22 protein-coding genes and 1 pseudogene are annotated in these 21,709 nt (G+C 68.7%); 7 read left to right on the forward strand and 16 right to left on the reverse strand.

What is annotated here, in order from left to right; translation table 11 throughout:
* Positions 1-72 precede the first annotated feature (72 nt).
* The gene (locus ACFOWZ_RS18885) at positions 73-966 is read left to right on the forward strand and encodes an EamA family transporter (protein WP_382374185.1); all 894 of its coding nucleotides are present in this window, start codon (positions 73-75) and stop codon (positions 964-966) included.
* On the opposite strand, the gene ACFOWZ_RS18890 is transcribed toward ACFOWZ_RS18885, so the two are convergent.
* On the reverse strand, positions 890-2,389 hold the full coding sequence (locus ACFOWZ_RS18890; RefSeq protein ID WP_382375084.1) for a cobyric acid synthase: 1,500 nt from the start codon (positions 2,387-2,389) through the stop codon (positions 890-892). The genes ACFOWZ_RS18885 and ACFOWZ_RS18890 overlap by 77 nt on opposite strands.
* 28 nt (positions 2,390-2,417) lie before the next feature.
* Between ACFOWZ_RS18890 and ACFOWZ_RS18895 the strand changes: the two genes are divergently transcribed.
* Complete coding sequence (locus ACFOWZ_RS18895; protein WP_382374187.1) at positions 2,418-3,098, forward strand: hypothetical protein; 681 nt, start codon at positions 2,418-2,420, stop codon at positions 3,096-3,098.
* On the opposite strand, the gene map is transcribed toward ACFOWZ_RS18895, so the two are convergent.
* From map to dxr, 6 genes are all read right to left on the reverse strand, one after another.
* Positions 3,085-3,942 (reverse strand): type I methionyl aminopeptidase, encoded by an 858-nt coding sequence (gene map, locus ACFOWZ_RS18900; protein ID WP_030468062.1) that lies wholly within the window; start codon positions 3,940-3,942, stop codon positions 3,085-3,087. The two genes, ACFOWZ_RS18895 and map, sit on opposite strands and share 14 nt — an antisense overlap.
* Before the next feature lie 21 nt (positions 3,943-3,963).
* Positions 3,964-5,754: a penicillin-binding transpeptidase domain-containing protein gene (locus ACFOWZ_RS18905; protein ID WP_382374189.1), complete on the reverse strand. Its 1,791-nt coding sequence runs from the start codon at positions 5,752-5,754 to the stop codon at positions 3,964-3,966.
* 18 nt (positions 5,755-5,772) lie between these two features.
* On the reverse strand, positions 5,773-6,624 hold the full coding sequence (locus tag ACFOWZ_RS18910; RefSeq protein ID WP_382374191.1) for a GNAT family N-acetyltransferase: 852 nt from the start codon (positions 6,622-6,624) through the stop codon (positions 5,773-5,775).
* A gap of 143 nt (positions 6,625-6,767) precedes the next feature.
* Positions 6,768-7,898 carry a flavodoxin-dependent (E)-4-hydroxy-3-methylbut-2-enyl-diphosphate synthase gene (ispG, locus tag ACFOWZ_RS18915; RefSeq protein WP_035910414.1) on the reverse strand — a complete coding sequence of 377 codons (1,131 nt, stop codon included), beginning with the start codon at positions 7,896-7,898 and terminating at the stop codon, positions 6,768-6,770.
* Positions 7,899-7,946: 48 nt separating this feature from the next.
* The gene (locus ACFOWZ_RS18920) at positions 7,947-9,158 is read right to left on the reverse strand and encodes a M50 family metallopeptidase (RefSeq protein WP_382374193.1); all 1,212 of its coding nucleotides are present in this window, start codon (positions 9,156-9,158) and stop codon (positions 7,947-7,949) included.
* Between the two features lie 7 nt (positions 9,159-9,165).
* Entirely contained in the window at positions 9,166-10,296 is a 1,131-nt protein-coding gene (dxr, locus tag ACFOWZ_RS18925; RefSeq protein ID WP_382374195.1) for a 1-deoxy-D-xylulose-5-phosphate reductoisomerase, read from the reverse strand.
* Positions 10,297-10,431: 135 nt separating this feature from the next.
* Here dxr and ACFOWZ_RS18930 point away from each other — a divergent pair, with 135 nt between their 5' ends.
* Entirely contained in the window at positions 10,432-10,698 is a 267-nt protein-coding gene (locus ACFOWZ_RS18930) for a GlsB/YeaQ/YmgE family stress response membrane protein (protein ID WP_382374197.1), read from the forward strand.
* A 76-nt stretch (positions 10,699-10,774) separates the two neighbouring features.
* On the opposite strand, the gene ACFOWZ_RS18935 is transcribed toward ACFOWZ_RS18930, so the two are convergent.
* Together ACFOWZ_RS18935 and ACFOWZ_RS18940 are read right to left on the reverse strand one after the other, a co-directional pair.
* Complete coding sequence (locus tag ACFOWZ_RS18935; RefSeq protein WP_382374199.1) at positions 10,775-11,425, reverse strand: response regulator; 651 nt, start codon at positions 11,423-11,425, stop codon at positions 10,775-10,777.
* On the reverse strand, positions 11,422-13,026 hold the full coding sequence (locus ACFOWZ_RS18940) for a sensor histidine kinase (protein ID WP_382374202.1): 1,605 nt from the start codon (positions 13,024-13,026) through the stop codon (positions 11,422-11,424). Before ACFOWZ_RS18940 ends, ACFOWZ_RS18935 begins: the two co-directional genes overlap by 4 nt.
* 182 nt (positions 13,027-13,208) lie before the next feature.
* Between ACFOWZ_RS18940 and ACFOWZ_RS18945 the strand changes: the two genes are divergently transcribed.
* A complete protein-coding gene (locus tag ACFOWZ_RS18945; protein WP_382374204.1) occupies positions 13,209-13,664 on the forward strand; it encodes a peptidase inhibitor family I36 protein in 456 nt (151 codons plus the stop codon).
* A gap of 41 nt (positions 13,665-13,705) precedes the next feature.
* On the opposite strand, the gene ACFOWZ_RS18950 is transcribed toward ACFOWZ_RS18945, so the two are convergent.
* The 3 genes from ACFOWZ_RS18950 to ACFOWZ_RS18960 form a co-directional block, all read right to left on the reverse strand.
* The gene (locus tag ACFOWZ_RS18950) at positions 13,706-14,692 is read right to left on the reverse strand and encodes an ArsR/SmtB family transcription factor (protein WP_382374206.1); all 987 of its coding nucleotides are present in this window, start codon (positions 14,690-14,692) and stop codon (positions 13,706-13,708) included.
* A gap of 78 nt (positions 14,693-14,770) precedes the next feature.
* A complete protein-coding gene (locus tag ACFOWZ_RS18955; protein WP_382374208.1) occupies positions 14,771-15,577 on the reverse strand; it encodes an ABC transporter permease in 807 nt (268 codons plus the stop codon).
* Positions 15,574-16,413, reverse strand: coding sequence for an ABC transporter permease (locus ACFOWZ_RS18960; protein WP_382374210.1), 840 nt, complete (start codon positions 16,411-16,413; stop codon positions 15,574-15,576). The genes ACFOWZ_RS18955 and ACFOWZ_RS18960 overlap by 4 nt, the downstream gene beginning before the upstream one ends.
* Positions 16,414-16,606: 193 nt before the next feature.
* On the opposite strand from ACFOWZ_RS18960, the gene ACFOWZ_RS18965 reads away from it, so the two are divergent.
* Positions 16,607-17,626 (forward strand): cytochrome P450, encoded by a 1,020-nt coding sequence (locus tag ACFOWZ_RS18965; RefSeq protein ID WP_382374212.1) that lies wholly within the window; start codon positions 16,607-16,609, stop codon positions 17,624-17,626.
* Here ACFOWZ_RS18965 and ACFOWZ_RS18970 read toward each other — a convergent pair.
* The 3 genes and pseudogenes from ACFOWZ_RS18970 to ACFOWZ_RS18980 all read right to left on the reverse strand — a co-directional run.
* On the reverse strand, positions 17,613-18,752 hold the full coding sequence (locus ACFOWZ_RS18970) for an ABC transporter substrate-binding protein (RefSeq protein ID WP_382374214.1): 1,140 nt from the start codon (positions 18,750-18,752) through the stop codon (positions 17,613-17,615). The two genes, ACFOWZ_RS18965 and ACFOWZ_RS18970, sit on opposite strands and share 14 nt — an antisense overlap.
* The gene (locus ACFOWZ_RS18975; RefSeq protein ID WP_382375086.1) at positions 18,745-19,308 is read right to left on the reverse strand and encodes an ABC transporter ATP-binding protein; all 564 of its coding nucleotides are present in this window, start codon (positions 19,306-19,308) and stop codon (positions 18,745-18,747) included. The genes ACFOWZ_RS18970 and ACFOWZ_RS18975 overlap by 8 nt, the downstream gene beginning before the upstream one ends.
* A gap of 57 nt (positions 19,309-19,365) precedes the next feature.
* A pseudogene (locus ACFOWZ_RS18980) lies at positions 19,366-19,995 on the reverse strand (ABC transporter ATP-binding protein); the annotation flags it as partial.
* Positions 19,996-20,041: 46 nt separating this feature from the next.
* Here ACFOWZ_RS18980 and ACFOWZ_RS18985 point away from each other — a divergent pair.
* A complete protein-coding gene (locus ACFOWZ_RS18985; RefSeq protein WP_382374216.1) occupies positions 20,042-20,299 on the forward strand; it encodes a DUF2631 domain-containing protein in 258 nt (85 codons plus the stop codon).
* Here the strand turns inward: ACFOWZ_RS18985 and ACFOWZ_RS18990 are convergent, their stop codons facing one another.
* Positions 20,300-21,202, reverse strand: coding sequence for an NADP-dependent oxidoreductase (locus tag ACFOWZ_RS18990; protein ID WP_382374218.1), 903 nt, complete (start codon positions 21,200-21,202; stop codon positions 20,300-20,302).
* 104 nt (positions 21,203-21,306) lie between these two features.
* On the opposite strand from ACFOWZ_RS18990, the gene ACFOWZ_RS18995 reads away from it, so the two are divergent.
* Positions 21,307-21,663, forward strand: coding sequence for a winged helix-turn-helix transcriptional regulator (locus ACFOWZ_RS18995; protein ID WP_382375088.1), 357 nt, complete (start codon positions 21,307-21,309; stop codon positions 21,661-21,663).
* Positions 21,664-21,709 lie beyond the last annotated feature (46 nt).

Consider the following 21,709-nt stretch of genomic DNA (forward strand, 5'->3'; position numbering starts at 1 on the left):
TAGCGATGCTAAACCTAACGACGTAGGAAACGGAACTGGTGCTAAACAGTTAGCACGCGCAAGCTTGAGTGCATGAGTCCCCGCCACGTCTTGCTCGCTGTGCTGGTCGCCGCCATCTGGGGCTTCAACTTCGTCGTGTTGAAGGTGGGCCTGGACGAGTTCCCGCCGATCCTGTTCTCCGCTCTGCGATTCCTCGCGGCGGCCGTGCCCGCGATCTTCTTCGTCGGACGGCCGTCCGTCGCGTGGAAGTGGGTCATCTCGGTCGGGCTCGTGCTGGGCGTGGCGAAGTTCAGCTTCCTGTTCATCGGCCTGAAGGCGGGCATGCCGGCCGGACTGGGATCGCTGGTGCTGCAGAGCCAGGTGATCTTCACGACGCTGTTCGCGGCGGTCGTGCTGCGCGAACGGCCGAAGTCCGTGCAGATCACCGGGATCGCGCTGGCCGTCGCGGGCATCGGGGTGATCGCGTGGGACTACGGGCTCTCGTCGCCGTTGCTCGGGTTCGTGCTGCTGATCGCCGCGGCGGCCTGCTGGGGCGTGTCGAACGTGCTGATGCGGTACGCGCGGCCCGCGGACACGTTGCGGTTCATGGTGTGGGTGAGCGCGGTCGCGGTGCTGCCGCTGTTCGCGCTGTCGGCGCTCACCGAGGACATGAGCGCGCTCGGCCGCCTCGACTGGGCCGGGATCGGCGCGGTCGGGTACGTCTCGTGGATCTCGACGCTGCTCGGGTTCGCCGTGTGGGGGTTCCTGCTGCGCCAGTACGAGTCGTCCGTCGTGGCGCCGTTCTCGTTGCTGGTGCCGGTGTTCGGGATGTTCTCGGCGTGGGTGTTCCTCGGGGAGGCCCTGAGCTGGCTGCAGGCCGCGGCCGGTGGCCTCGTGCTGGCAGGGCTCGCTATTCCGCAACTGGTGGGGCGCCGGGCGGTACGAACGGAAGCCCCGCGGGAGCTCCTCGTTCCAGCAGGTCGATGACGGCCTTCGTGTCGAGGTGATCGGCGACCAGGTCGCCCAGCAGGTCCAGCTGGGCCTCGCGGGCGGCCTGGAAGCTCACCTCGCCCGGTTCGAAGTCCCGGCCGGCGCGTTCGGCGGCCCAGCACAGGAACTTGCGGCGGAACGCGTCGTTCTCCAACAGGCCGTGCCAGTGCGTGCCGAGGATCCGATCGGTCTGGGCGCCCTCGTCGCCGATGAGCGGGTTCTCGGTGCTGCGCACGACCTGGCCGTGGTGGATCTCGTAGCCGGTGACGGGTTCGCCCCACGCCGTGCTCACCGGTGTGGCGAGGGTTTTCCGGGGCTGGAAGCGGATGTCGACGTCGAGCAGGCCCAGACCGTCGACCGTGCCGCGCCCGGACTCCACGTCGTCCTCGATGCGCTTGGAGAGCATCTGGAACCCGCCGCAGATGCCGAGAACAGGGCCGTCGAAACGCTCGATCGCCCGTGCCAGACCGGTTTCGCGCAACCAGGCGAGGTCGGAGACGGTGGCCTTGGAGCCGGGCAGCACGACGACGTCCGCGTCGGCCAGCCGTGACGGCTCGGTCACGAACCGCACGGACACGCCGGGTTCGCACGCCAGCGCCTCGGCGTCGGTCGCGTTGGAGATGCGCGGCAGCCGGATGACGGCGACCCGCAGCCAGTCTTTCCGTGGCGGCTGCGGCCTGCCGATCACGCCGTCCGCGTTGTAGGACAAGGAGTCCTCGGCGTCGAGCCAGAGCTCCTCCCGCCACGGCAGCACACCGAGCACCGGCCGTCCGGTGAGTGCCTTGAGCTGCCGCAGACCCGGTTCGAGCAGACGCTCGTCACCGCGGAACTTGTTGATGACGAAGCCCGAGACCAATGCCTGGTCGGCCGCGTCGAGCACCGCGACCGTGCCGAAGAGGTGGGCGAACACACCGCCGCGGTCGATGTCGCCGATGACGAGCACCGGCAGGTTCGCCCTGGTGGCCAGGCCCATGTTCGCGATGTCGTTGGCGCGCAGGTTGATCTCGGCGGGCGAACCGGCGCCCTCGCAGATGACGACCTCGTGGTCTTGACGGAGTCCATCCAAAGTGGACAGAACGGTGTCGAGCAGTTGCTGCTTGCGTTCGCGGTAGCTCAGCGCCGAGACCTCGCCGACCGCCTGGCCGAGCACGACGACCTGGGACGTGCGATCACTTCCGGGCTTGAGCAGCACGGGGTTGAACCGCACGCTGGGCTCCTTGAACGCCGCCCGCGCCTGCAACGCCTGCGCGCGCCCGATCTCACCGCCGTCGAGCGTGACGAACGAGTTGTTCGACATGTTCTGAGCCTTGAACGGCACGACGTCGACGCCCTGGCGTGCCAGGAAGCGGCACAAACCCGCGACCAGGACGCTCTTCCCGGCGTCGGAGGTCGTCCCGCAGATCAACATCGAGCCCCGCATGGACGCCAATGCTGCCATCATCACCACCATGGTCACCGTCGTGCTCATGCACAGCCCGTTCCTCGGCCCGTCGAGCATGCGCCCGCTCGCCGACGAACTGGCCTCCGACGGGGTGGCCGTCCTGCTGGTCGACCTGCAGATGACCGTGAACGAGGCCCCTGTCCACCAGCGGCTGATCGGCGCGTTCGCCGACGCCCTGGACGACTCGGGCGTCGCGGGACCACTGGTCCTGGTCGGCCACAGCGGCGCGGGACCGTTGCTGCCGGCTTTCGCCGACGCCCTCGAACTGGACGTGGCGGGCCTGGTGTTCCTCGACTCGGACCTGCCGACGCCGGGCAGGGCGTGGCGCGAGACAGTGGACCCCGCCCTGGTCCGCCAGGTGAAGGCGTCGGTCCGCGACGGCAGGCTGCCGCGCTGGGACCGGTGGTTCCCCGAGGACCCGCTGCGGCTCGTGCCGGCCGGTCTGCGCGAGGAGATGCGCGACGAGGCACCCGAGGTGCCGTGGGAGTTCCTGAAGGAGCAGCGCCCGGTCGTCGAGTGGTCCGGAGCGTGCGGGTACGTGCTGCTGTCGTCCGCCTACGAGGAGGCGGCGGCGCAGGCGGAGGCGCTGGGCTGGCCGGTCGAGCGCGTCGAGTCGCACCACCTGGCGGCCGCCACGTCGCCCTCGACGGTCGCGGCCGCGCTCAAGGCAGTGGTCAGCAGACTGTGAGGATCTCCGAGCCGGTCTCGGTGACGACGATCGTGTGCTCGAACTGAGCGGTCCAGCTCTTGTCCTTCGTGGTGACGGTCCAGCCGTCGTCCCACATGTCGCCCTCGTAGTCGCCGAGCGTGATCATCGGCTCGATCGTGAACGTCATGCCGGGCTCGAGCACGGTCTTCATCGACGGCTCGTCGTAGTGCAGGACCACGAGACCGCTGTGGAACGCGCGCCCGATGCCGTGGCCGGTGAAGTCGCGCACGACGCCGTAGCCGAAGCGGTTCGCGTACGCCTCGATCACGCGGCCGATGACGTTGATCTCGCGGCCGGGCTTGACGGCCTTGATGGCGCGCATGGTCGCCTCGTGCGTGCGCTCGACCAGCAGCTTCGCCTCCTCGGAGACGTTGCCCGCGAGGAAGGTGGCGTTGGTGTCGCCGTGCACGCCACCGATGAACGCGGTGACGTCGATGTTCACGATGTCGCCGTCCTCGACGACCGTGGAGTCCGGAATGCCGTGGCAGATGACCTCGTTGAGCGAGGTGCAGCAGGACTTCGGGAAGCCCCGGTAGCCGAGCGTCGACGGGTACGCGCCGTTGTCGCACAGGAACTCGTGCGCCACCGCGTCGATCTCGTCCGTCGTCACGCCGGGAACGACGACCTTGCCCGCCTCCTGCAACGCCTGCGCGGCGAGCCTGCCCGCGACCCGCATGGCCTCGATGATCTCCGGGGTCTGCACCCACGGGTCGGTGCTCTTCTGCGGCGCGGGCTTGTCCACGTACTCGGGACGCACGATGCGCGAGGGCACCTGACGACGCGGAGATTGCACACCGGGTTCCAGCGGAGCACGAACAGCCATGCGCTCCACATTAGCCGTCCGTCACGGCACCGCCTTGAGGAACCTCGCCGCCACCTCCACGGCCGGTGTCGAGGTCTCCCCGCTCAGCACGATCGTCGCGAACGCGACATCGCCCCGGTAGCCCATGAACCAGCCGTGCGAGTGCACGCCGTCGCCGAACTGCGCGGTGCCGGTCTTGCCCCGCACGTCCCCGTACGGCTTGAGCTGCGGTGCGGTGCCGTAGTCGACGACCTCGCGCATCATCTGCCGCACCGGGTCGAGCATCGCGGCGGGCGGCGCGGCGGGCTGCTTGTCCGCCTTGGTCTCCTTGCCGCGGACGAGCTGCGGCACCGGCATCGAGCCCTTCGCAATGGACGCGCTGACGAGCGCCATGCCGAACGGCGACGCCAGCACCTTGCCCTGGCCGAACGCGTCCTCCGCCCGTTCCACCACGTCGGTCGCGGGCGGCACGGAACCGGTGATCGTCGTCAGGCCGGGGATGTCGAAGTCGACGCCGAGGCCGAGGGACTGCGCGGTGGTCGTCAGCAGGTCCGGCGGCATGTCCACGGCGAGCTGGGCGAACGTCGTGTTGCAGGAGAACGCGAACGCCGACCGCAGCGGGATGGTGCCCTTGTCGAACTCGCTGGAGTTCGGCACGATCCGCCGTCCGTCGATGGTCGTCTTGCCGGGGCACGGCAGCGGGGTGTCGGCGCCCACCTTGCCGGACTGGAGCGCGGCCAGCGCGGACACCGCCTTCATCGTCGAGCCCGGCGGGAAGCGGCCGGTGAGCGAGAGCGCGCCCTGGGCGTCGGCGGGGTCGTTCTGCGCGACGGCCAGGATGTCGCCGGTCGACGGCTGGATCGCCACCAGGACCGTGGGCTGCTGCACGGGCTCGACGGCGTCCTCGGCCGCGGCCTGGATCGCGCGGGACAGCGCGATGTTCACGGCCTTGGCGGGCTCTGGGGCCTTCGAGTACAGCTCCTCGACCTCCGTGCCCTGCGCGTCGACCGTGGCGACGCGGAAGCCCGAGTTGCCGGCGATGTCGTTCTCGACGAGCTTGCGGACCGCGGGCAGCACCTGGGAGCCGAAGTTGCGGCTCGGTGCCAGCAGCGACGTCTGCGAGCTGAACCGCACACCGGGCAGCTCGTAGATCTTCGGCTTCACCGACTGGTAGTCGGGGTCGCGCAGCGCCGCCACCTGGTAGGCCTGGCCCTCGGGGGTCTTGCCGACGCCCTCGGTGATCGACTGCTGGGTGATCGCCTTGTCGAACGGGTTCAGCGCGTCCGCGAGCGTCTTCGCGACGGCCGGGACGTCACCGGCCTCCTTCGCGACGAGGAGCACCGAGACGACGCGCTCAGGGGCCAGCAGGGGCGTTCCGTCGCGGTCGAGCACCGGTGCCGGGTCCGGCTTGAGCTCGGTGAGCTTGATGGACTGCTGCGCCGCGAGCTTCGGGTGCGCCACCGACGACTGCCAGTGCACCTTCCACGTGTCGCCCTCCTGGCGCACGTCGAACTTCGTCGGGTACGTCCAGTGGCGGTTCTTGCCGAGGTTCCAGTCGAGCGTCACCGACGCCTCGGACGCGGTCTCGCCGTTCTTGCGGAGCTGGTCGACCTTGCTGGTCAGCCCCTCCGGCTTGAGCGCGTTGCGGAACTTCTCCAGGGTGTCCTTGGCGTCGTTCGGGTTGTCGGTCATCCCGGCCGCGCCCTGCACGTCACCGGACGCGAGCTTCGCCAGGAAGTCGTTGGTGATCTCCGGTGCTCCGGGTTCGGACTTGAACAGGCCGCAGCCGCTCAGCGTCAGCAGGGCCACCGTGATCGTCGCGAGAAGGCGCACCCGCGCGAGTATGCCCGTTCAGAAGAGCACAGTGGCGTATTGCCCGACCTGTTCGAAGCCGATTCGGCGGTAGGCGGCCTGCGCCACGTGGTTGTAGCCGTTCACGTAGAGGCTGGCCGTGCGGTTGAGAACGCGGGTCAGGCGGTCGGCCACGGCCGCGGTGCCCGTGGTGCCGAGGCCCTCGCCCCTGCGGTCCGGGCGGACCCAGACGCCCTGGATCTGACCGACCCTGGACGACATGGCGCCGATCTCGGCCTTGAAGACGACCTCGCCGTGTTCGAACCTGGCGAAGGCCCTGCCCGCGGCGATGAGCTCGCTCACGCGTGCCCGGTAGCCCGCACCGCCGTCCTCGGCACACGGGTCGATGCCGACCTCCTCGACGAACATGGAGATGGCGGCCGGGAGGTAGCGGCTGAGCTCGCTCGGGCGGACCTGGCGGACCATCGGGTCCGGGGTGACCTTCGGGCTCGACGAGATCGCCATCAACGGCTGGTCGCCCCGCACCTCGCGGGCGGGTCCCCAGTCGGGCTGCAGCTCGTCCCAGAGCGTCAGGACCTGCTCGGCCGGGCCGACGAGGCTGGAACACATGCGGCCGCGGCGTCGCGCGCGGTCGGCGAACATCCGCATGGCCGACGCGCCGCCCCTGAGCGGGATGAGGTTCGGGCCGGAGAAGCACAGGCCGTCGACGCGACCGCGCAGGGGCCGGGAGTCCGAGCCCCACATCTCGCCGCCCAGGCGCCACGGGTCCAGGCCGGCCACTTCCACCCTTGCCGCGACCATGCACGCAGCGACGGGGTCCCTGTCGAAGACCCCGCGTACGTCGATCAGGTCGCGTTCGTCCAGCACGCGCGCTCCGGCAAGCCTCAGCACGTTGACTAGCGTGCCAGATGGGACGTGTGTGTGGCATCAGCCAACAGTGCCTACCGCCCGTGACGCCCCGCACCCGCGCCTTTACACGATGAACGGCGCTTTCGTTCACCTGAGGTGGACAAAAGCGCCGTTCATCATTTGAACTAGCCGACGGTGACGGCGGGGGCTCCGCCTTCGACCGGCTCCATCTCCTCGGCGATGCGCATCGCCTCTTCGATGAGGGTCTCCACGATCGCGTGCTCGGGCACGGTCTTGATGACCTTGCCCTTGACGAAGATCTGGCCCTTGCCGTTGCCGCTCGCCACGCCCAGATCGGCCTCGCGGGCCTCACCGGGGCCGTTCACGACGCAGCCCATGACCGCGACGCGCAGCGGCACCTCCATGCCCTCCAGACCGGCCGTGACCTGCTCGGCGAGCGTGTACACGTCCACCTGGGCGCGGCCGCAGGACGGGCAGGACACGATCTCCAGCTTGCGCGGGCGCAGGTTGAGCGACTGGAGGATCTGGTGGCCGACCTTGATCTCCTCGACCGGCGGCGCGCTCAGCGACACCCGGATGGTGTCGCCGATGCCCTGCCGGAGCAGCGCACCGAACGCCACGGCCGACTTGATCGTGCCCTGGAAGGCGGGACCGGCCTCCGTGACACCCAGGTGCAGCGGGTAGTCGCACTGCTCGGCGAGCAGCTCGTACGCGCGGATCATGACCACCGGGTCGTTGTGCTTCACCGAGATCTTGATGTCGTGGAAGTCGTGCTCCGCGAAGAGCGAGGCCTCCCACATCGCGCTCTCGGCGAGGGCCTCCGGGGTGGCCTTGCCGTACTTCTTGAGCAGGCGCGGGTCGAGCGAACCGGCGTTCACGCCGATCCGGATCGGGGTGCCGTGGTCCTTCGCGGCGGCCGCGATCTCCTTGACCTGGTCGTCGAACTTGCGGATGTTGCCGGGGTTCACGCGGACCGCGGCACAACCGGCCTCGATGGCGGCGAAGACGTACTTCGGCTGGAAGTGGATGTCCGCGATCACCGGGATCTGGGACTTCTTGGCGATCGCCGGCAGGGCGTCCGCGTCGTCCTGCGACGGGCAGGCGACCCGGACGATGTCGCAGCCGGACGCGGTGAGTTCCGCGATCTGCTGCAGCGTCGCGTTGACGTCCGACGTCAGGGTCGTCGTCATCGACTGGACGGAGACGGGGAACTCGCTGCCGACACCGACGTTGCCGACCATCAGCTGCCGGGTCTTGCGGCGTTCCGACAGCACCGGCGGCGGCAGTGCCGGCATTCCGAGCATCACGCCGTCACTCATGGGGTGTGCACCTTTCGTGATTCACTACTGCAACCTGATCGGGTTGACGATGTCGGCGGTCACGGTCAGCAGCGTGATGGCGCCGCCGATGAAGATGACCACGTAGGTGAGCGGCAACAGGCGCATGTAGTTGACCGGCGCGCCGGCGGGCTTCCCGCGCAGCTTCCTGATCCAGTCTCGCACCCGTTCGTAGAGGTTGACGGCGATGTGACCACCGTCAAGCGGGAGCAGCGGCAGGAGGTTGAACACACCCACGAAGAAGTTCAGGCCCGCGAGCATCAGGATGAAGAACGCCCAGAGCCCGCGTTCCGCCGCGTCGCCGCCCAGGCGGGAGGCACCGACGACGGAGATCGGGGTGTCGAGGTCGCGCTCGCCGCCGCCGATGGCCTTGACCACGGCCGGGATGCGCTCCGGGAAGCGCATGAGGCCCTTCCAGGTGTTCACGAACATCTCGCCGGTGAACGACACGGCGGCCGGAACGGCGTCGATCGGGCCGTAGGTGAAGGCCTGCTGCACCATCACGCCGATCGCGCCGACCTGCTTGACCTCCAGGCCGCCCTTGCCGTCGGAGATCTGGCGGGTGACCTTCGGCACGTCGACGGTGAGCGCGAGCTCCTTGTCGTCGCGCAGGACCTTGAACTCGTTGGGGCCGCTGAGGTCGCGGGTGACCTTCTGCATGTCCGACCAGGTCGCGATCGGCTTGCCCGCGATCGAGACGATCTGGTCACCGGGCTTGAGGCCCGCGCTCTTGGCGGGGGACGGCGCTCCCGCGGGGCACGGCGCGTCGTAGGGGACCGTGTAGTCCTGCACGCAGTCGGAGACCTGCGCGAGGACGGGGACGTCCTTGTTGTTCGGCAGGCCCAGCGACATCGCGAGGATCAGCAGGATGATGAAGCCGAGCAGGAAGTGCGTGATGGAGCCGGCGGACAGCACGACGACGCGCTTCCACACCTTCTGCTTGTAGAAGGCGCGCTTCTTGTCGTCGGGGTGCACCTCCTCCAGCGCGGTCATGCCGGTGATCTCGCAGAAGCCGCCGGCCGGGATCGCCTTCAGGCCGTACTCGGTCTCGCCCTTGCGGAACGAGAAGAGCTTCGGGCCGAAGCCGATGAAGTAGCGGGTGACCTTCATGCCGAAGGCCTTCGCGGTCAGCAGGTGCCCGAACTCGTGCAGCGCGATGGACACCGCGATGCCGAACGCGAACAGCAGCACCCCGAGGATGTTGATGAATGTGTTCACGAGACGTTCAGTTCCTTCCAACCAGCTCGCGGGCACGTGCGCGTGCCCAGTCCTCGGCAGCGAGGACCTCCGCGACGTCCGCGGGGTCGCTCCGCCAGTCGTTCGCCTCGCCGAGAACCTGGCCGATGGTGTCCACGATCGACAGGAACGACGTCTTGCCCGCGACGAAACTCGCCAGAGCCTCCTCGTTCGCGGCGTTGTAGATCGCGGGCAGGCACCCGCCCGCGGTTCCCGCCTGCCGTGCCAGCTCGACCGCCGGGAACGTGGTGTTGTCCAGCGGCTCGAACGTCCACGAGGTGGCGGTGTCAAAGGTACAGGCGGCCGCGGCACCGGCGACGCGCTCGGGCCACCCGAGGCCCAGTGAGATGGGCAGGCGCATGTCCGGAGGCGACGCCTGGGCCAGCGTCGAGCCGTCCGTGAAGGTCACCATCGAGTGAATGATGGACTGCGGGTGCACCACCACGTCGACGCGGTCGTAGGGCACCCCGAACAGCAGGTGCGCCTCGATCAGCTCCAGGCCCTTGTTGACCAGGTTCGCCGAGTTGATCGTCACGACCTGGCCCATCGACCACGTCGGGTGCGCCATGGCCTGCTGCACGGTGATGCCGTCGAGTTCCGCGCGGGTCTTGCCGCGGAACGGACCACCGGACGCCGTCAGCACCAGCTTGTGCACCTCGTGCGGCGCACCGCCCCGCAGACACTGTGCGAGCGCCGAGTGCTCCGAGTCGACCGGCACGATCTGGTCGGGCTTGGCCGCCTTCAGCACGAGCGGCCCGCCCGCGATGAGCGACTCCTTGTTGGCGAGCGCGAGCGTGGCGCCGACCTCCAGCGCCTTCAACGACGGTTCGAGCCCGCGCGAGCCATCCATGCCGTTGAGCACGACGTCCGCGGGACACGCCTCGATCAGGTCGACCATGCTGGTCAGCGTCTTGACGCCGGGGATCTCGGCCCCGCTGGCGACGGCGACCGTGGTCACGTCGAACTCTGCCGCCTGCTGTTTCAGCAGGTCGAGCTGACGCCCACCCGCACCGAGCCCGACGACCCGGAAGCGGTCGCGGTTGCGGCGGATGACGTCGAGCGCCTGGGTTCCGACGGAGCCGGTCGAGCCCAGGATCAGGACAGTGCGTGGAGTACTCATCGCCCCTCATTGTTCCGGAGAGTGCCTGAGAGCCCGGCACAGCCCGTTACTTTGATAACGGAGTGGTTTTGGAGGCGTGAAGTCGCCAGTTCGGGGGCATTCCCTTCGCGACAAGCGGATGGAAGGAGACTCTCCGTGGGCATCCTGGGATGGATCGTGCTCGGCCTGCTGGCCGGTGCCATCGCCAAGGCCATCATGCCTGGTAACGATCCCGGTGGTTTCATCATCACGATGCTGCTCGGCATCGTGGGCGCGATTCTCGGTGGTTTCATCGGGTCCGCGCTCTTCGGGACCGACCTCGGGTCCTTCTTCGACCTGAGGACCTGGCTGCTGGCGATCGTCGGATCTCTCATCCTGCTCGGCGTCTACCGCCTGGTGACGGGCAGGCGAAGTCGCGTCTAGCGCGTGAGACGTTTGAGGCCGTTCGGGTGACCCCCGGACGGCCTCTTCTCGTTGTGGGAGCTCGTGACGTCAGTCGTCAGCTCGCGATCCCCGCGTCCCGAGCCAGCAACGCCGCCTGCACCCGGTTCGTCAGCCCCAGCTTCGCCAGCAACCGCGACACGTACGTCTTCACCGTCGCCTCGGACATGTGCAGCTTCGCGCCGATGTCCGCGTTCGACATCCCCTGCCCGAGCAGCGCCAGCACCTCGACCTCGCGCTCGGTCAGCCCCGCGACGGCCTTCTGCGCCTCCTGCCGCTTCGGCTGTCCGGACGTCGCCACCATGCCTACGACCCGTGAGGTCACCATCGGCGAGAGGTACGCCTCGCCGTTGTTGACCGCTCGCACGGCCCGTAGCAGTTCCTCGGGTGCGGAGTCCTTCAGCAGGAAGCCTGCGGCGCCTTCGGACAGCGCGCGCACGATGTTCTCGTCCTCGCCGAACGTCGTCAGCATGACGACGCGCACGGACGGTGCGAGCACATGGAGCTCGCGTGCGCATGCGAGGCCGTCCATCCGTGGCATGCGGATGTCCAGCACTGCCACGTCGACGCGGCGTTCGCGGACGATCTGCAGCGCCTCGAGGCCGTCGCCTGCCTCTGCCACCAGTTCGATGTCGTCGGCGGTGCCGAGGATGGCCTTGATGCCGGCGCGCATCAGCGGCTCGTCGTCGGCGATGAGCACCCGGATCATGGATTAGTCCTCTGCACGTGGATCTTCTTCTCGACCAGCTTGCCGTCCCGGAAGCAGAAACGCACCACTCGGGTGCCCTTCGCGAGGTACGACTGCTCGTCGGTGATGTGATAGACGCAGCGTGCGCCCGTCGGCTCCGGAGAGGCCTGCGACTTGCGTTCGCCGTCGCCGACCAGCGGTTCGTCGCCGGAGGGCAGCAGCTTCATCACCTCCGCCTCGGGCTGACCCTCCCGGATCCGGTCGAGGTTCTCCTGCGTCACGACCTCGGTCACCGGCTGCGCGCCCAGGTAGGTGAAGCCGCCGATGATCACGGTCAGCACGACCGACGCGCCCGCGATCGAGCCGACGCCCGCCCACTTGCGGATGCCGCGCGGCGACTCCGTCTCGTCCTGCTCGTCCTCTGGTTCGCCGGGCAGCGCCGTTTCCTCGTACGGCAGCACGGCCGCGATTCGGAAGCCTCCCGACGGAAGCGCGCCCACGTGCAGGATGCCGCCCGCCACGCGCACGCGTTCGCTCAGGCCGATGAGCCCCACGCCCGGCTCACCGCCCGATGAACCGCTGCGCGACGGGTTGTTGCGCACCTCGACGACGAGCGCGTCCGGCTCGTACTTCACCGTCACCTGCACGGCGGCGCCCGGAGCGTGCTTGGACGCGTTGGTCAAACCCTCCTGTGCCACCCGATAGGCCGCGTGAGAGACACGGGACGGCAACGGGTGGGCCTGCCCGCCCCGCACCAGACTCACCAGCACACCCGCCTTGCGCGCGTCGCCCACCAACGAGTCGATGGACTCCACGGTCCGTGTCGCCGGGTCGTCGTCGGGACCGTCCTCGGCTCGCAGCACGCCGATGATCGCCCGCAGTTCCTCCATGCCGGTCAACGCCGCCGAACGCAGCACGCCGATGGCCTCGCGCTGCTTCTCCCCCAGCGACGGGTCCATGGCCAGCGCACCGGCGTGCACGGAGATCAGCGACAGCCGGTGGCCGAGGCTGTCGTGCATGTCCTGGGCGATGCGGCTGCGTTCGCGCAGGCGGACCTGCCGGGACAGCATCTTGTGCTCCGCCTGCATCCGCGCCTCGCGGTCCTGCACGGCCTGCACGAGCGCCTCGCGCTGCGCCAGGTACCGGCCGACCAGGAACGGCAGCGCCACGCCCACACCGAAGATCGTGACGAGGATCAGCACCCCGTAGACCGGTTCGATGTCGATCGGCCGCGCGTCCCAGTCCCACACCAGCACCACGACGACGAACGTGATCGTGGTCGACACCACCGCTTTGACCCACGACTCGATCCGGCGCCCCGCCGTGTAGCTCAGCACGACCATCACGGCCGGGCCGATGAACGGAATCGCCGCGCCCACGATCATGGCCGTCGCCGGCAGCACGTGCCGCAACGGCAGCAGCACCAGGTAGACCGCGACGTACGCGACGAGCGTCCAGCCCGACGCCTTCTGCTCCCCCCACGGTCCCGGCCACAGGTCCAGCAGGATCGCGGCGACCACGACGATCACGTCACCGATGACCCGCACCGGGGTCATCGCCTTGAGCCGGGCCAGGGTGTCGGCGCGGAACGCCTCCGCCCTTGCCCGCAGAGCAGTAGTCACGCCCTCAAGCTACGAGACGTCCCATGTCCGCGCGGCACGCTGGAGTATCGAATTCGCGCGACGAAAGTTGATGCTTTTCCACGTCAGGTGGAAACGCTTAGACGACGTTCGAAGCACCCTCCCGGAACGCGACGCCCTCGGCAGACTCCGCGTCCTGCACATCACTTCTCACAGGGGGAAAGATGAGAAAAACGCTGAGTGTGCTGTTCGCCGCGGTCATGGTGCTGCTGACGTTGGCGGGGACGGCGGCGGCCGACCCCGACGCGCTGACCATCCCGGCGATCGAAGCACCGGTGGTGCAGGAAGACGTCTCGGCTCTGGCCCTGACGTGCCCTTCCGGCGACCTGTGCGTGTGGCCGAACAACGACGGCAGCAGCAGCCGCTGCAGCTGGACGAACCGCGACGCCGACTGGTGGAACGCTCCGGTCACGTGTTCGTGGGCGTCGTCCAGGGCCGTGATGCGCGTGTACAACAACGGGGCCAGCTCGTCCTACGACCGGGTGTGCCTGTACACGGGCGCGAACTACACGGGCAGCGCCTGGTACATCCGCCAGCGCGTGCTGTCCGGCACGGCGTTCCCCGGCGTGCGGATCCGTTCCCACAGGTGGGTCGCGGGCGCCGGCGGCACCACGTGCTGATCAGCTGATCACGAGGGCCGTCACGTCGTGGCGGCCCTCTTTCAGGTGCCCGAGAGCACCCTCAGCCCCAGCGGTGTGATCAGGTGCCGCGCGTAGTTCTCCTCGCGCTCGGTGGCGATGAGCCCGGCCTCGCGCAGGACTCCGGTGTGGTGGCTCACCGTGGCGGGAGCGACCCCCACCATCTTCGCCAGCGCGGTCGTGGTGCTGCCGGCGATCACCAACCGCAGGATCGAGGCCCTGGTCGTGCCCAGCAGCGCGGTCAGGGAGCCTCCCACCCGGCCACCGGCCAGCAGCCGCGACCCGGTCCGGATCGGGAACGCCAGCACCGGTGGCAGCTCGGGATCCGCCAGCGCCACCGGGTGGTGCACGGCGAAGTAGCAGGGGATCAGCACGAGACCTCGTCCGCGCAGGTACAGGTCCCGGTCGTGCGGATATCTGACGGACAGCACCGGCGGATCCCACCGCGTCGCAGGCCCGAGCGCGCCCAGCAGCCCTTCCGGACCGCGGTGCAGGTACTGCTGAACCCCGGCCGCCACGTCGGTGCACCGCCCCTCCTCGATGACCGGCAGGTGCGGCTCGATCACGGACCTGAAGTAGACGCGCAAGGCGTGCCGCAGCTGCAGAAGCGCGGTCGGCCTGCCTCTGGCGAGCTCGTCCAGCCAGCACGCGTCCGCGCCGGCCGCCGGGCGGATCCGGCCGATCTCCTCGCGCAGGCGCCGCGGCGGGGTCGAGAGCACCGCGTCGGCGCACTCGTCGATGCCGGACAGGTCCGCTGACGGGGTGAGGAGGTCCGGGAAATACGTCGCGTGGGGCGCCACCGTGACCAAGGTGTGCAGCGCCGTGCGCAGGTCGGGATCGCGTGCGGCAAGCTCGCGCACATGGCGGCGCCACGGACCGAAGGACAGGTCACCGTCGCGGTGTTGCAGGATCTGCGCGCTGCTGACGATCTCCCACATCAGGTCGGGTTCCAGTTTCAACCGGGTGCGCGCGATGTCTCGGTCGGTGAAGTGGACACGCAACTGCGGCACGTCATCCCCCATGGCTGCCGGTGACTTCCGGTCAAGATGCCGTCCGCGCACCTGCGGGGATACCGCTGCGGCAGGAAGTTAGACCAGCTGCGCGGAGGATCCCGCCTTGCGGGCGCGCCACGACGCGACCATCACGCCGATGACCAGCAGGACCGCCGTGGCCGTCACCATCAACGTCGACAGGGCCACGATCTCCGGCGAGATCCCGCGCTTGGAGGCCTGCGCGTAGACGAACACCGGCAACGTCGTCGAGCCGACGCCGGTGAGGTACGACGAGATCACCACGTCGTCGAACGACAGCAGGAACGCGAACGCCGCACCGGCCACCACCGCCGGTGCCACCAGCGGCAGCGTCACGGTTCGGAACGCGACGAACGGCGACGCCCCGAGATCCGCGGCCGCCTCCTCCATCCGGACGTCCATTCCGGACACCCTCGACCGCACCACGACGACCACGAAGCTCAGCGAGAACGCCACGTGCGCGAACAACAGAGCCCCGAACCCGAGCGGGATCCCGGCGATCTTCACGAAGAACCCCAGCATCGCCACGCCCATGACGACCTCGGGCACCACGAGCGGCAGCGACAGCAGCACCGTCCACAACCCGCGTCCGGGAAACGCCCGCCGCAACCCGAACGCCGCCAGCGTCCCGATCACCGTCGAGATCACCGCGGACGCCAGCGCCAGCTGCAAGGTCAGCTGCAACGACTCCAACACCCGTGAGTCGTCGAACAGCTCGACGTACCACTGCGTCGACACACCGCTGATACGCGACAACGACCGTGAGGAGTTGAACGACGCGATAGCCAGCCACGCGATCGGCGCGTACAAGAACGCGAACACGAGGAACGCCACGAAACCCAAAATCCACGGACGACGGTTCACAGCACGTCCTCCCCACGCCGTCCGCGCAACACGAGGACGAGCACCACCAGCACGAGCAGCAGCACGGCCATCGCCGAGCCCAACGGCCAGTTGTTGCCACCGCGGAACTGGTCGTCGATCACCGACCCGAACGTGGACTGGTCGACGCCACCGAGCAGCTTCGGCGTCACGAAGTCACCCGCCGACGGCACCAGCACGAGCAGCGACCCGGCCAGAACACCGGTCATCACCCCAGGCAGCACCACTCGGAAGAACGTCGACGCACGCCCGTGGCCGAGGTCGTAGGACGCCTCCACCAAACGGAAGTCGAAGCGCTCGCACGCGACGTAGAGCGGCAACACCATGAACGGCAGAAAGCCGTACGTCAGCCCGAGGATCACTGCTCCGTGCGTGAGCAGAAAACCGCCGTCACGGCCCAAGCCGACCCATCCGAGCATCGTGTTGACCAAGCCCTCACCGTCCAGCAGCGCCTTCCACGCGTAGATGCGCGCGAGATAGCTCGACCAGAACGGGATGAGGACGGCCGCGAGCAGCACGGTGCGGTACTTGCCGCCGTGCCGTGCGATGAACCACGCCAGAGGGAACCCCAGCAACAGACAGGCGACCGTCGTCGCCACCGCGTACACCAGGGTCCGGCCGAAGATCGGCAGGAACGCCGGATCGAGCGCCGTCAGATACGCCTGCGTCGTCCACGGCAGCACCGCGCGGGCGACACCCGTGTCGCGCGTGGCGAAGCTGAACTGGACCACCAGGGCCAACGGCGCGATCAGGAAGATCCCCAGCCACAGCCCGGTGGGCGTGAGCAGGGCGTTGGCCTTCAGCCAGCGTCGCGACACGAGTGCGAATCATGCCAGTGGCGTTCCTGGAGGACCGAGTGAACACGTCTGTACGGTTGTGTCAGCAGGACCACACTCCGCAAGAGCTTCGGGGTAAGCCATGTTGGAGCAGCTGACCGGCCATGAAGACCCGCATCCGATCTATGAGCGGCTACGCGCGCACGGGCCGCTCACGCGCGATGGTGGCCTTTGGGTGACGACGGGCCACCGGCTCGCCGGCAAGATCCTGCGCGACCGGCGGTTCGGCGTCCGGTTCTCCGACGGCAGCTACCCGGTCAACGGCGGGTTGCTCCCCGAATCGTTCCTGGAGCTCGACCCACCCGACCACACCCGGCTGCGCAGGCTCGCCACGCCCGCGTTCAGCCCGAGGAGGATCGACGAGTACCGCGCCCGCGTCGAGAAGGTCGCCGACGCGCTGCTCGACCGCGACGAGTTCGACCTGATCGCGGACTTCGCGGCACCGTTGCCGATCTCGGTGATCAGCGACCTGCTGGGCGTTCCGGACTCGGACACCGCCGAGTTCGCGAACTACGGCGCGCTGGTCGCCGCCTCGTTCGACACGGGCGTCACCGCGGAGATGGCAGGCGCCAACGACAAGGTGCTCGCGCTGTTCGACCGGCTCATCGCCGAGCGCCGCAGGAGGCCCGGCGATGACGTGATCAGCTCGCTGGTCGCCGCCGAGGCCGAGCGGAAGCTCACCGCGCAGGAGATGCTCGGCACGCTGGTGCTGCTGCTGGTCGCGGGCTTCGAGACCACCGTGAACCTGATCGGCAACGGCACCCGCGCCCTGCTCGACCACCCGGCGCAGTGGACGCTGTTCAAGGCCCACCCCGAACTCGCGCCCGCCGTCGTCGAGGAGACGCTGAGGTGGGCGTCGCCGGTTCAGCTGACCAGCCGGATCGCGCACGAGCGGGTCGACGGGATCGGCGAGGACGAGATGGTGACGCTGCTCATCGGCGCGGCGAACCGCGATCCCGAGGTCTACCCGGAGGCGTACCGGTTCGACGTCATGCGCGTGCACAGGCCCGAGCACCTCGCGTTCTCCAGCGGCATCCACTACTGCCTGGGCGCGACGCTCGCGCGCATGGAGGGCGACGTGGCGTTCCGCGCGCTGGCGAGGAAGATGCCGGACCTGCGCCAGGCAGGCCCGGTGACGTTCCGCGACTCGGTCGTGATCCGGGGGTTGCGGAGCTTTCCCGTCAGCCGGTCTTGACCTTCGTCCACGCGTCGGCGTACTTCGCCTCGACGTCGCCACCGAGGTCCTTGGTGAACGGGAGCTTCTTGAGCTGGTCCTCCGACGGGTAGACCAGCGGGTCGTTCAGCAGCTCCTTGTCGATCAACGGCTTCGCGGCGGCGTTGGGGCTGCCGTAGCGCACGGCGTTGGACAGCGCGGCTCCCGCTTCGGCGCCGAGGACGTAGTCGATGAACCGGTGCGCGTTCTCGGCGTGCGGCGCGTCCTTCGGGATGACCAGGAGGTCCACGTAGGACAGTCCACCCTCGGCGGGGATGGCGTAACCGACGTCCTCGTTGGCCTCGCGGGCCTGGAACGCGTCACCGGAGTACGCCTGCGCGAGCCGGACCTGGCCCGAGGTCAGCGGCTCGATCACGTCGGAGGTGATCTGGCCGAGCTTCTTCTTCAACGACAGCAAGAAGTTCACCGCGTCGTCGATCTGCTTCTGATCGGTGGTGTTCGGGTCGTGGCCGAGCTTGAGCAGGCCGAGCGCCATGCCGTCGCGGGCCTCGTCGAGGATCGAGCTGCGGCCCTGCGCGTTCGGCAGGTCGTAGGCGGAGAACCCGGTGACGTCGCCGCCGATCTGCGACTTCGAGTACGCGAGACCGGTCGTGCCCCACGCCCACGGCACGGAGTACTTGTTGCCGGCGTCGTAGTCGGCCTCGACGAACCGCTTCTCCAGGTTCTTGAGGTTCGGCAGCAGCGAGTGGTCCAGCGGCTGCACCAGGCCGGAACGCAGGAAGCGGCGCAGGAAGTTGTCCGACGGCACCACCAGGTCGTAGCCCGCCGAGCCGGAAGCGATCTTGGCTTCCATCTCGTCGTTGGTGGAGAAGTTGTCGTAGGTGACCTGGATGCCGGTCGCGGTCTGGAAGCCCGGCAGGGTGTCCTTCGCGATGTAGTCGGTCCAGTTGTAGAAGTTGAGCTTGGGCTCGTTCTTCAGGTTCGTGGCCTTGGCGGCCGAGGTCGAGCCGCCGCCGGTCGAGGGCGCCTCACCGACACCGCACGCGGCGAGCGCGAAGAAGGTCATCGAGCCCAGCATCGTGCGCCGGGTCACCCGAGGGCTGTCGACGTCCCACAGCCGAGCGATCCGGATCTTGTCGTCAGTCATCAACCTTCTCCAGCAGCACGGTGAACTCGGGGTCCCACGCCATCCGCACCGGCTGTCCCGGCGCGCCCGCGTCGTCGATGCGCTGGGCGTTCTGCACGAACGCCACCAGCTCGCCACCAGGGGTGTCCACCACGAACTGGGTCGAAACGCCCGTGTAGACGACGTCGTGCACGACGCCCTGGAGCACGCACCAGCCCGCCGGTGGCTCGGCGGTGGTGTTGAAGAGGTGGACCTTCTCCGGGCGGACGGTCGCGGCGACCTTCCGGCCGTGGCCGAGGGTGCCGGTGAACCGGGCGCGCAACCGCGTCGCACCGGGCGCCGTCAGTTCGGCGAACTCACCGTCCACACCGGACACCTCGGCGTCGAGGATGTTCGACGTGCCGATGAACCCGGCGACGAACCTCGTGGCGGGGCGTTCGTAGACGTCCTCGGGGTAACCGACCTGCTCGATCCTGCCCGCGTTCATCACGGCGATGCGGTGCGAGAGGACCAGCGCCTCTTCCTGGTCGTGCGTGACGTAGAGGAACGTCGTGCCGACTTCGCGCTGGATGCGCATCAGCTCGATCTGCAGCTCCTTGCGGAGCTTGGCGTCGAGCGCGCCGAGAGGTTCGTCGAGCAGCAGCAGCTGCGGACCGGCGGCGAGCGCACGGGCGATGGCGACGCGCTGCTGCTGACCGCCGGACAGCTGCGAGGGCCTGCGTTTGGCGAACTGGGAGAGGCGCACGAGTTCGAGGTGCTCGCCGACGCGCCTCTTCAGCTCGTCACCGCGGATCTTCTTGCGCTTGAGGCCGTACGCGACGTTGTCCTACACGGACATGTGCGGGAACAACGCGTACGACTGGAAGACGGTGTTGACGTCCCGCCGGTACGGAGGGACGCCCACCATGTCGTTGCCGTCGAGCTCGATGCGGCCCTCGTCGGGGTCGACGAACCCGGCGATCATGCGCAGGACCGTGGTCTTGCCGCAGCCGGACGGGCCGAGCACCGAGAAGAACTCGCCCTCGTGGACGTCGAGCGAGATGCCGTCGACCGCCACCTGGTCGGAGAAGCGCTTGCGCACCCCGTGGAGACCGATCTCGACGGGGGCGAACGTGTCCGGGGTGGAGGCCTCAGCGGGAGAGAAGCCGGTCAAGTCGAGGCGCCTTCGCAAGATCGGACGGGAGTGGCAGCGCTGAGCGTAGACGCCACGCGACCTGGCCGGTAAGTCGTGCGCGCGCGACCTCACACATCCGTGCGCACCCACATGTGCGACGATGACCTCGTAATCCGGATGAGCAGTGGAGGAAACCGTGGCTTCGTCCTCGGAACTGGACAAGCGTCCTGCCGTCGACCCTCACGAGGAGCCGTCGCACGAGTGGGGCTGGCACGGCCAGCTGCCCAAGGGCACGCGCATCGCCGGCTGGCTCTCCGCGATCTTCGTGTTCCTCATGCTGATCGGCAACCACCACGGTCAGACCGAGAACATCTACCTCGTCGCCACCGGTGTGGCCATCATCGCACTGCTGGTGTGGGACGCCGCGCGCCGCAAGAAGCCCTGGCGCCGCTAGCTAGACCTCGAGCACGATCTTGCCCTGGGTGCGACCCGTCTCGCCCAGGGCATGCGCTTTTCCGGCGTCCTCGAGCGGGAACGTCACGTCGACGTGCACCCTGAGGTCGCCGCTCTCGACCAGCGCCGCGATCGCCTCCAGGCCAGCACGGTCGGGCTCGACCAGGATCGGGCTGGTCCTGATGTCGTCGCGGACCGCGCTGTCCACTCCGGACGGCACGCCGACGAACAGCCCGCCGGGACGCACCGAGTCCGGTGAGGCGCCCCCGACCAGGTCGACGAACACGTCGACGTCGGTGCCGGCGTAGTCCGCCTTCGTGTAGTCGATCACCTCGTCGGCGCCGAGGTCCTTCAGGAACGCGTGCTTGGGCTCGCGCGCGGTGCCGATGACGTGCGCGCCGCGGGCCTTCGCGATCTGGACCGCGAGGTGACCGACGCCGCCCGCCGCGGCCGTGATCAGCACCTTCTGCCCCGGCTGCACGTCAGCCGTGTCGACCAGGACCTGCCACGCGGTGAGCGCCGCGAGCGGGAGGCCTGCCGCCTCGACGTGGGTGAGACCCTTCGGCTTCTTCGCGAAGTGGCGGGACGGCGCGGTGACGTACTCGGCGTAGGCACTCGCGGCGTGCGGGAAGCGCGGCATGCCGTAGACCTCGTCGCCGGGCTTGAGCGTCGTCACACCGAAACCGACCTCCTCGACGACGCCCGAGACGTCCCAGCCGAGGATCAGCGGGAACGTCTGCAGACCGGCCATGCCGCTGCCCGCGCGGGTCTTCCAGTCGACCGGGTTGATGCCGGCCGCGTGCACCCTGACCAGCACCTCCGTCGGAAGCGGAGAGGGCTTGGGCACGTCGGTGAGGGTGAGGACTTCCGGGCCGCCGAACTCGTTCTGGGTGATCGCTCGCATGGTTGGTAAGCCTCAGGGATCTGGTCTCCGTTGGCAATCAGGCACTAGTTTGTGCACTAGGTACCTGATAGAAACTAGCTGTGATCAGGGACGTTTACCTCAAGATGTGCCCGTGCCGCGACCTGCTGGACATGGTCGCGTCGAAGTGGACGGCGTTGGCGATCGGTGCGCTCGAAGACGGACCCATGAGGTTCGGTGAGCTCAAACGGCGGTTGGACGGCATCAGCCAGAAGATGCTCACCCAGACGTTGCGCACGTTGGAGCGCGATGGACTCGTCACGCGCACGGTGTACCCCTCGGTGCCGTTGCGCGTCGAGTACGAGCTGACCTCGTTGGGACGCAGTGTCACCGAGCCGTTGGCCGCGCTGCGGTCGTGGGCGCAGCGCAACTACGAGTCGGTCGCGGAGGCCCGGGAGACGTTCGACGCCGCGGAGCCCCTGGGGCTGGAACCCGCCCGCTAGCGCCTGTATCGAAGTCCGGTTCGATGAGAGTCGAGCTTGAGGTGGT

It is taken from the genome of Lentzea rhizosphaerae, assembly GCF_042649515.1.
GTDB classification, from domain to species: Bacteria; Actinomycetota; Actinomycetes; order Mycobacteriales; family Pseudonocardiaceae; genus Lentzea; species Lentzea aerocolonigenes.

Coding starts and splice junctions, on each gene's coding strand:
- ACFOWZ_RS18970 (WP_382374214.1), bottom strand. CDS start 18,752: ATGACTGACGACAAGATCCGGATCGCTCGGCTGTGGGACGTCGACAGC.
- dxr (WP_382374195.1), bottom strand. CDS start 10,296: ATGAGTACTCCACGCACTGTCCTGATCCTGGGCTCGACCGGCTCCGTC.
- ACFOWZ_RS18945 (WP_382374204.1), top strand. CDS start 13,209: ATGAGAAAAACGCTGAGTGTGCTGTTCGCCGCGGTCATGGTGCTGCTG.
- ACFOWZ_RS18975 (WP_382375086.1), bottom strand. CDS start 19,308: ATGCGCATCCAGCGCGAAGTCGGCACGACGTTCCTCTACGTCACGCAC.
- ACFOWZ_RS18995 (WP_382375088.1), top strand. CDS start 21,307: ATGTGCCCGTGCCGCGACCTGCTGGACATGGTCGCGTCGAAGTGGACG.
- ACFOWZ_RS18990 (WP_382374218.1), bottom strand. CDS start 21,202: ATGCGAGCGATCACCCAGAACGAGTTCGGCGGCCCGGAAGTCCTCACC.
- ACFOWZ_RS18885 (WP_382374185.1), top strand. CDS start 73: ATGAGTCCCCGCCACGTCTTGCTCGCTGTGCTGGTCGCCGCCATCTGG.
- ACFOWZ_RS18890 (WP_382375084.1), bottom strand. CDS start 2,389: ATGCGGGGCTCGATGTTGATCTGCGGGACGACCTCCGACGCCGGGAAG.
- ACFOWZ_RS18895 (WP_382374187.1), top strand. CDS start 2,418: ATGGTCACCGTCGTGCTCATGCACAGCCCGTTCCTCGGCCCGTCGAGC.
- map (WP_030468062.1), bottom strand. CDS start 3,942: ATGGCTGTTCGTGCTCCGCTGGAACCCGGTGTGCAATCTCCGCGTCGT.
- ispG (WP_035910414.1), bottom strand. CDS start 7,898: ATGCCGGCACTGCCGCCGCCGGTGCTGTCGGAACGCCGCAAGACCCGG.
- ACFOWZ_RS18935 (WP_382374199.1), bottom strand. CDS start 11,425: ATGATCCGGGTGCTCATCGCCGACGACGAGCCGCTGATGCGCGCCGGC.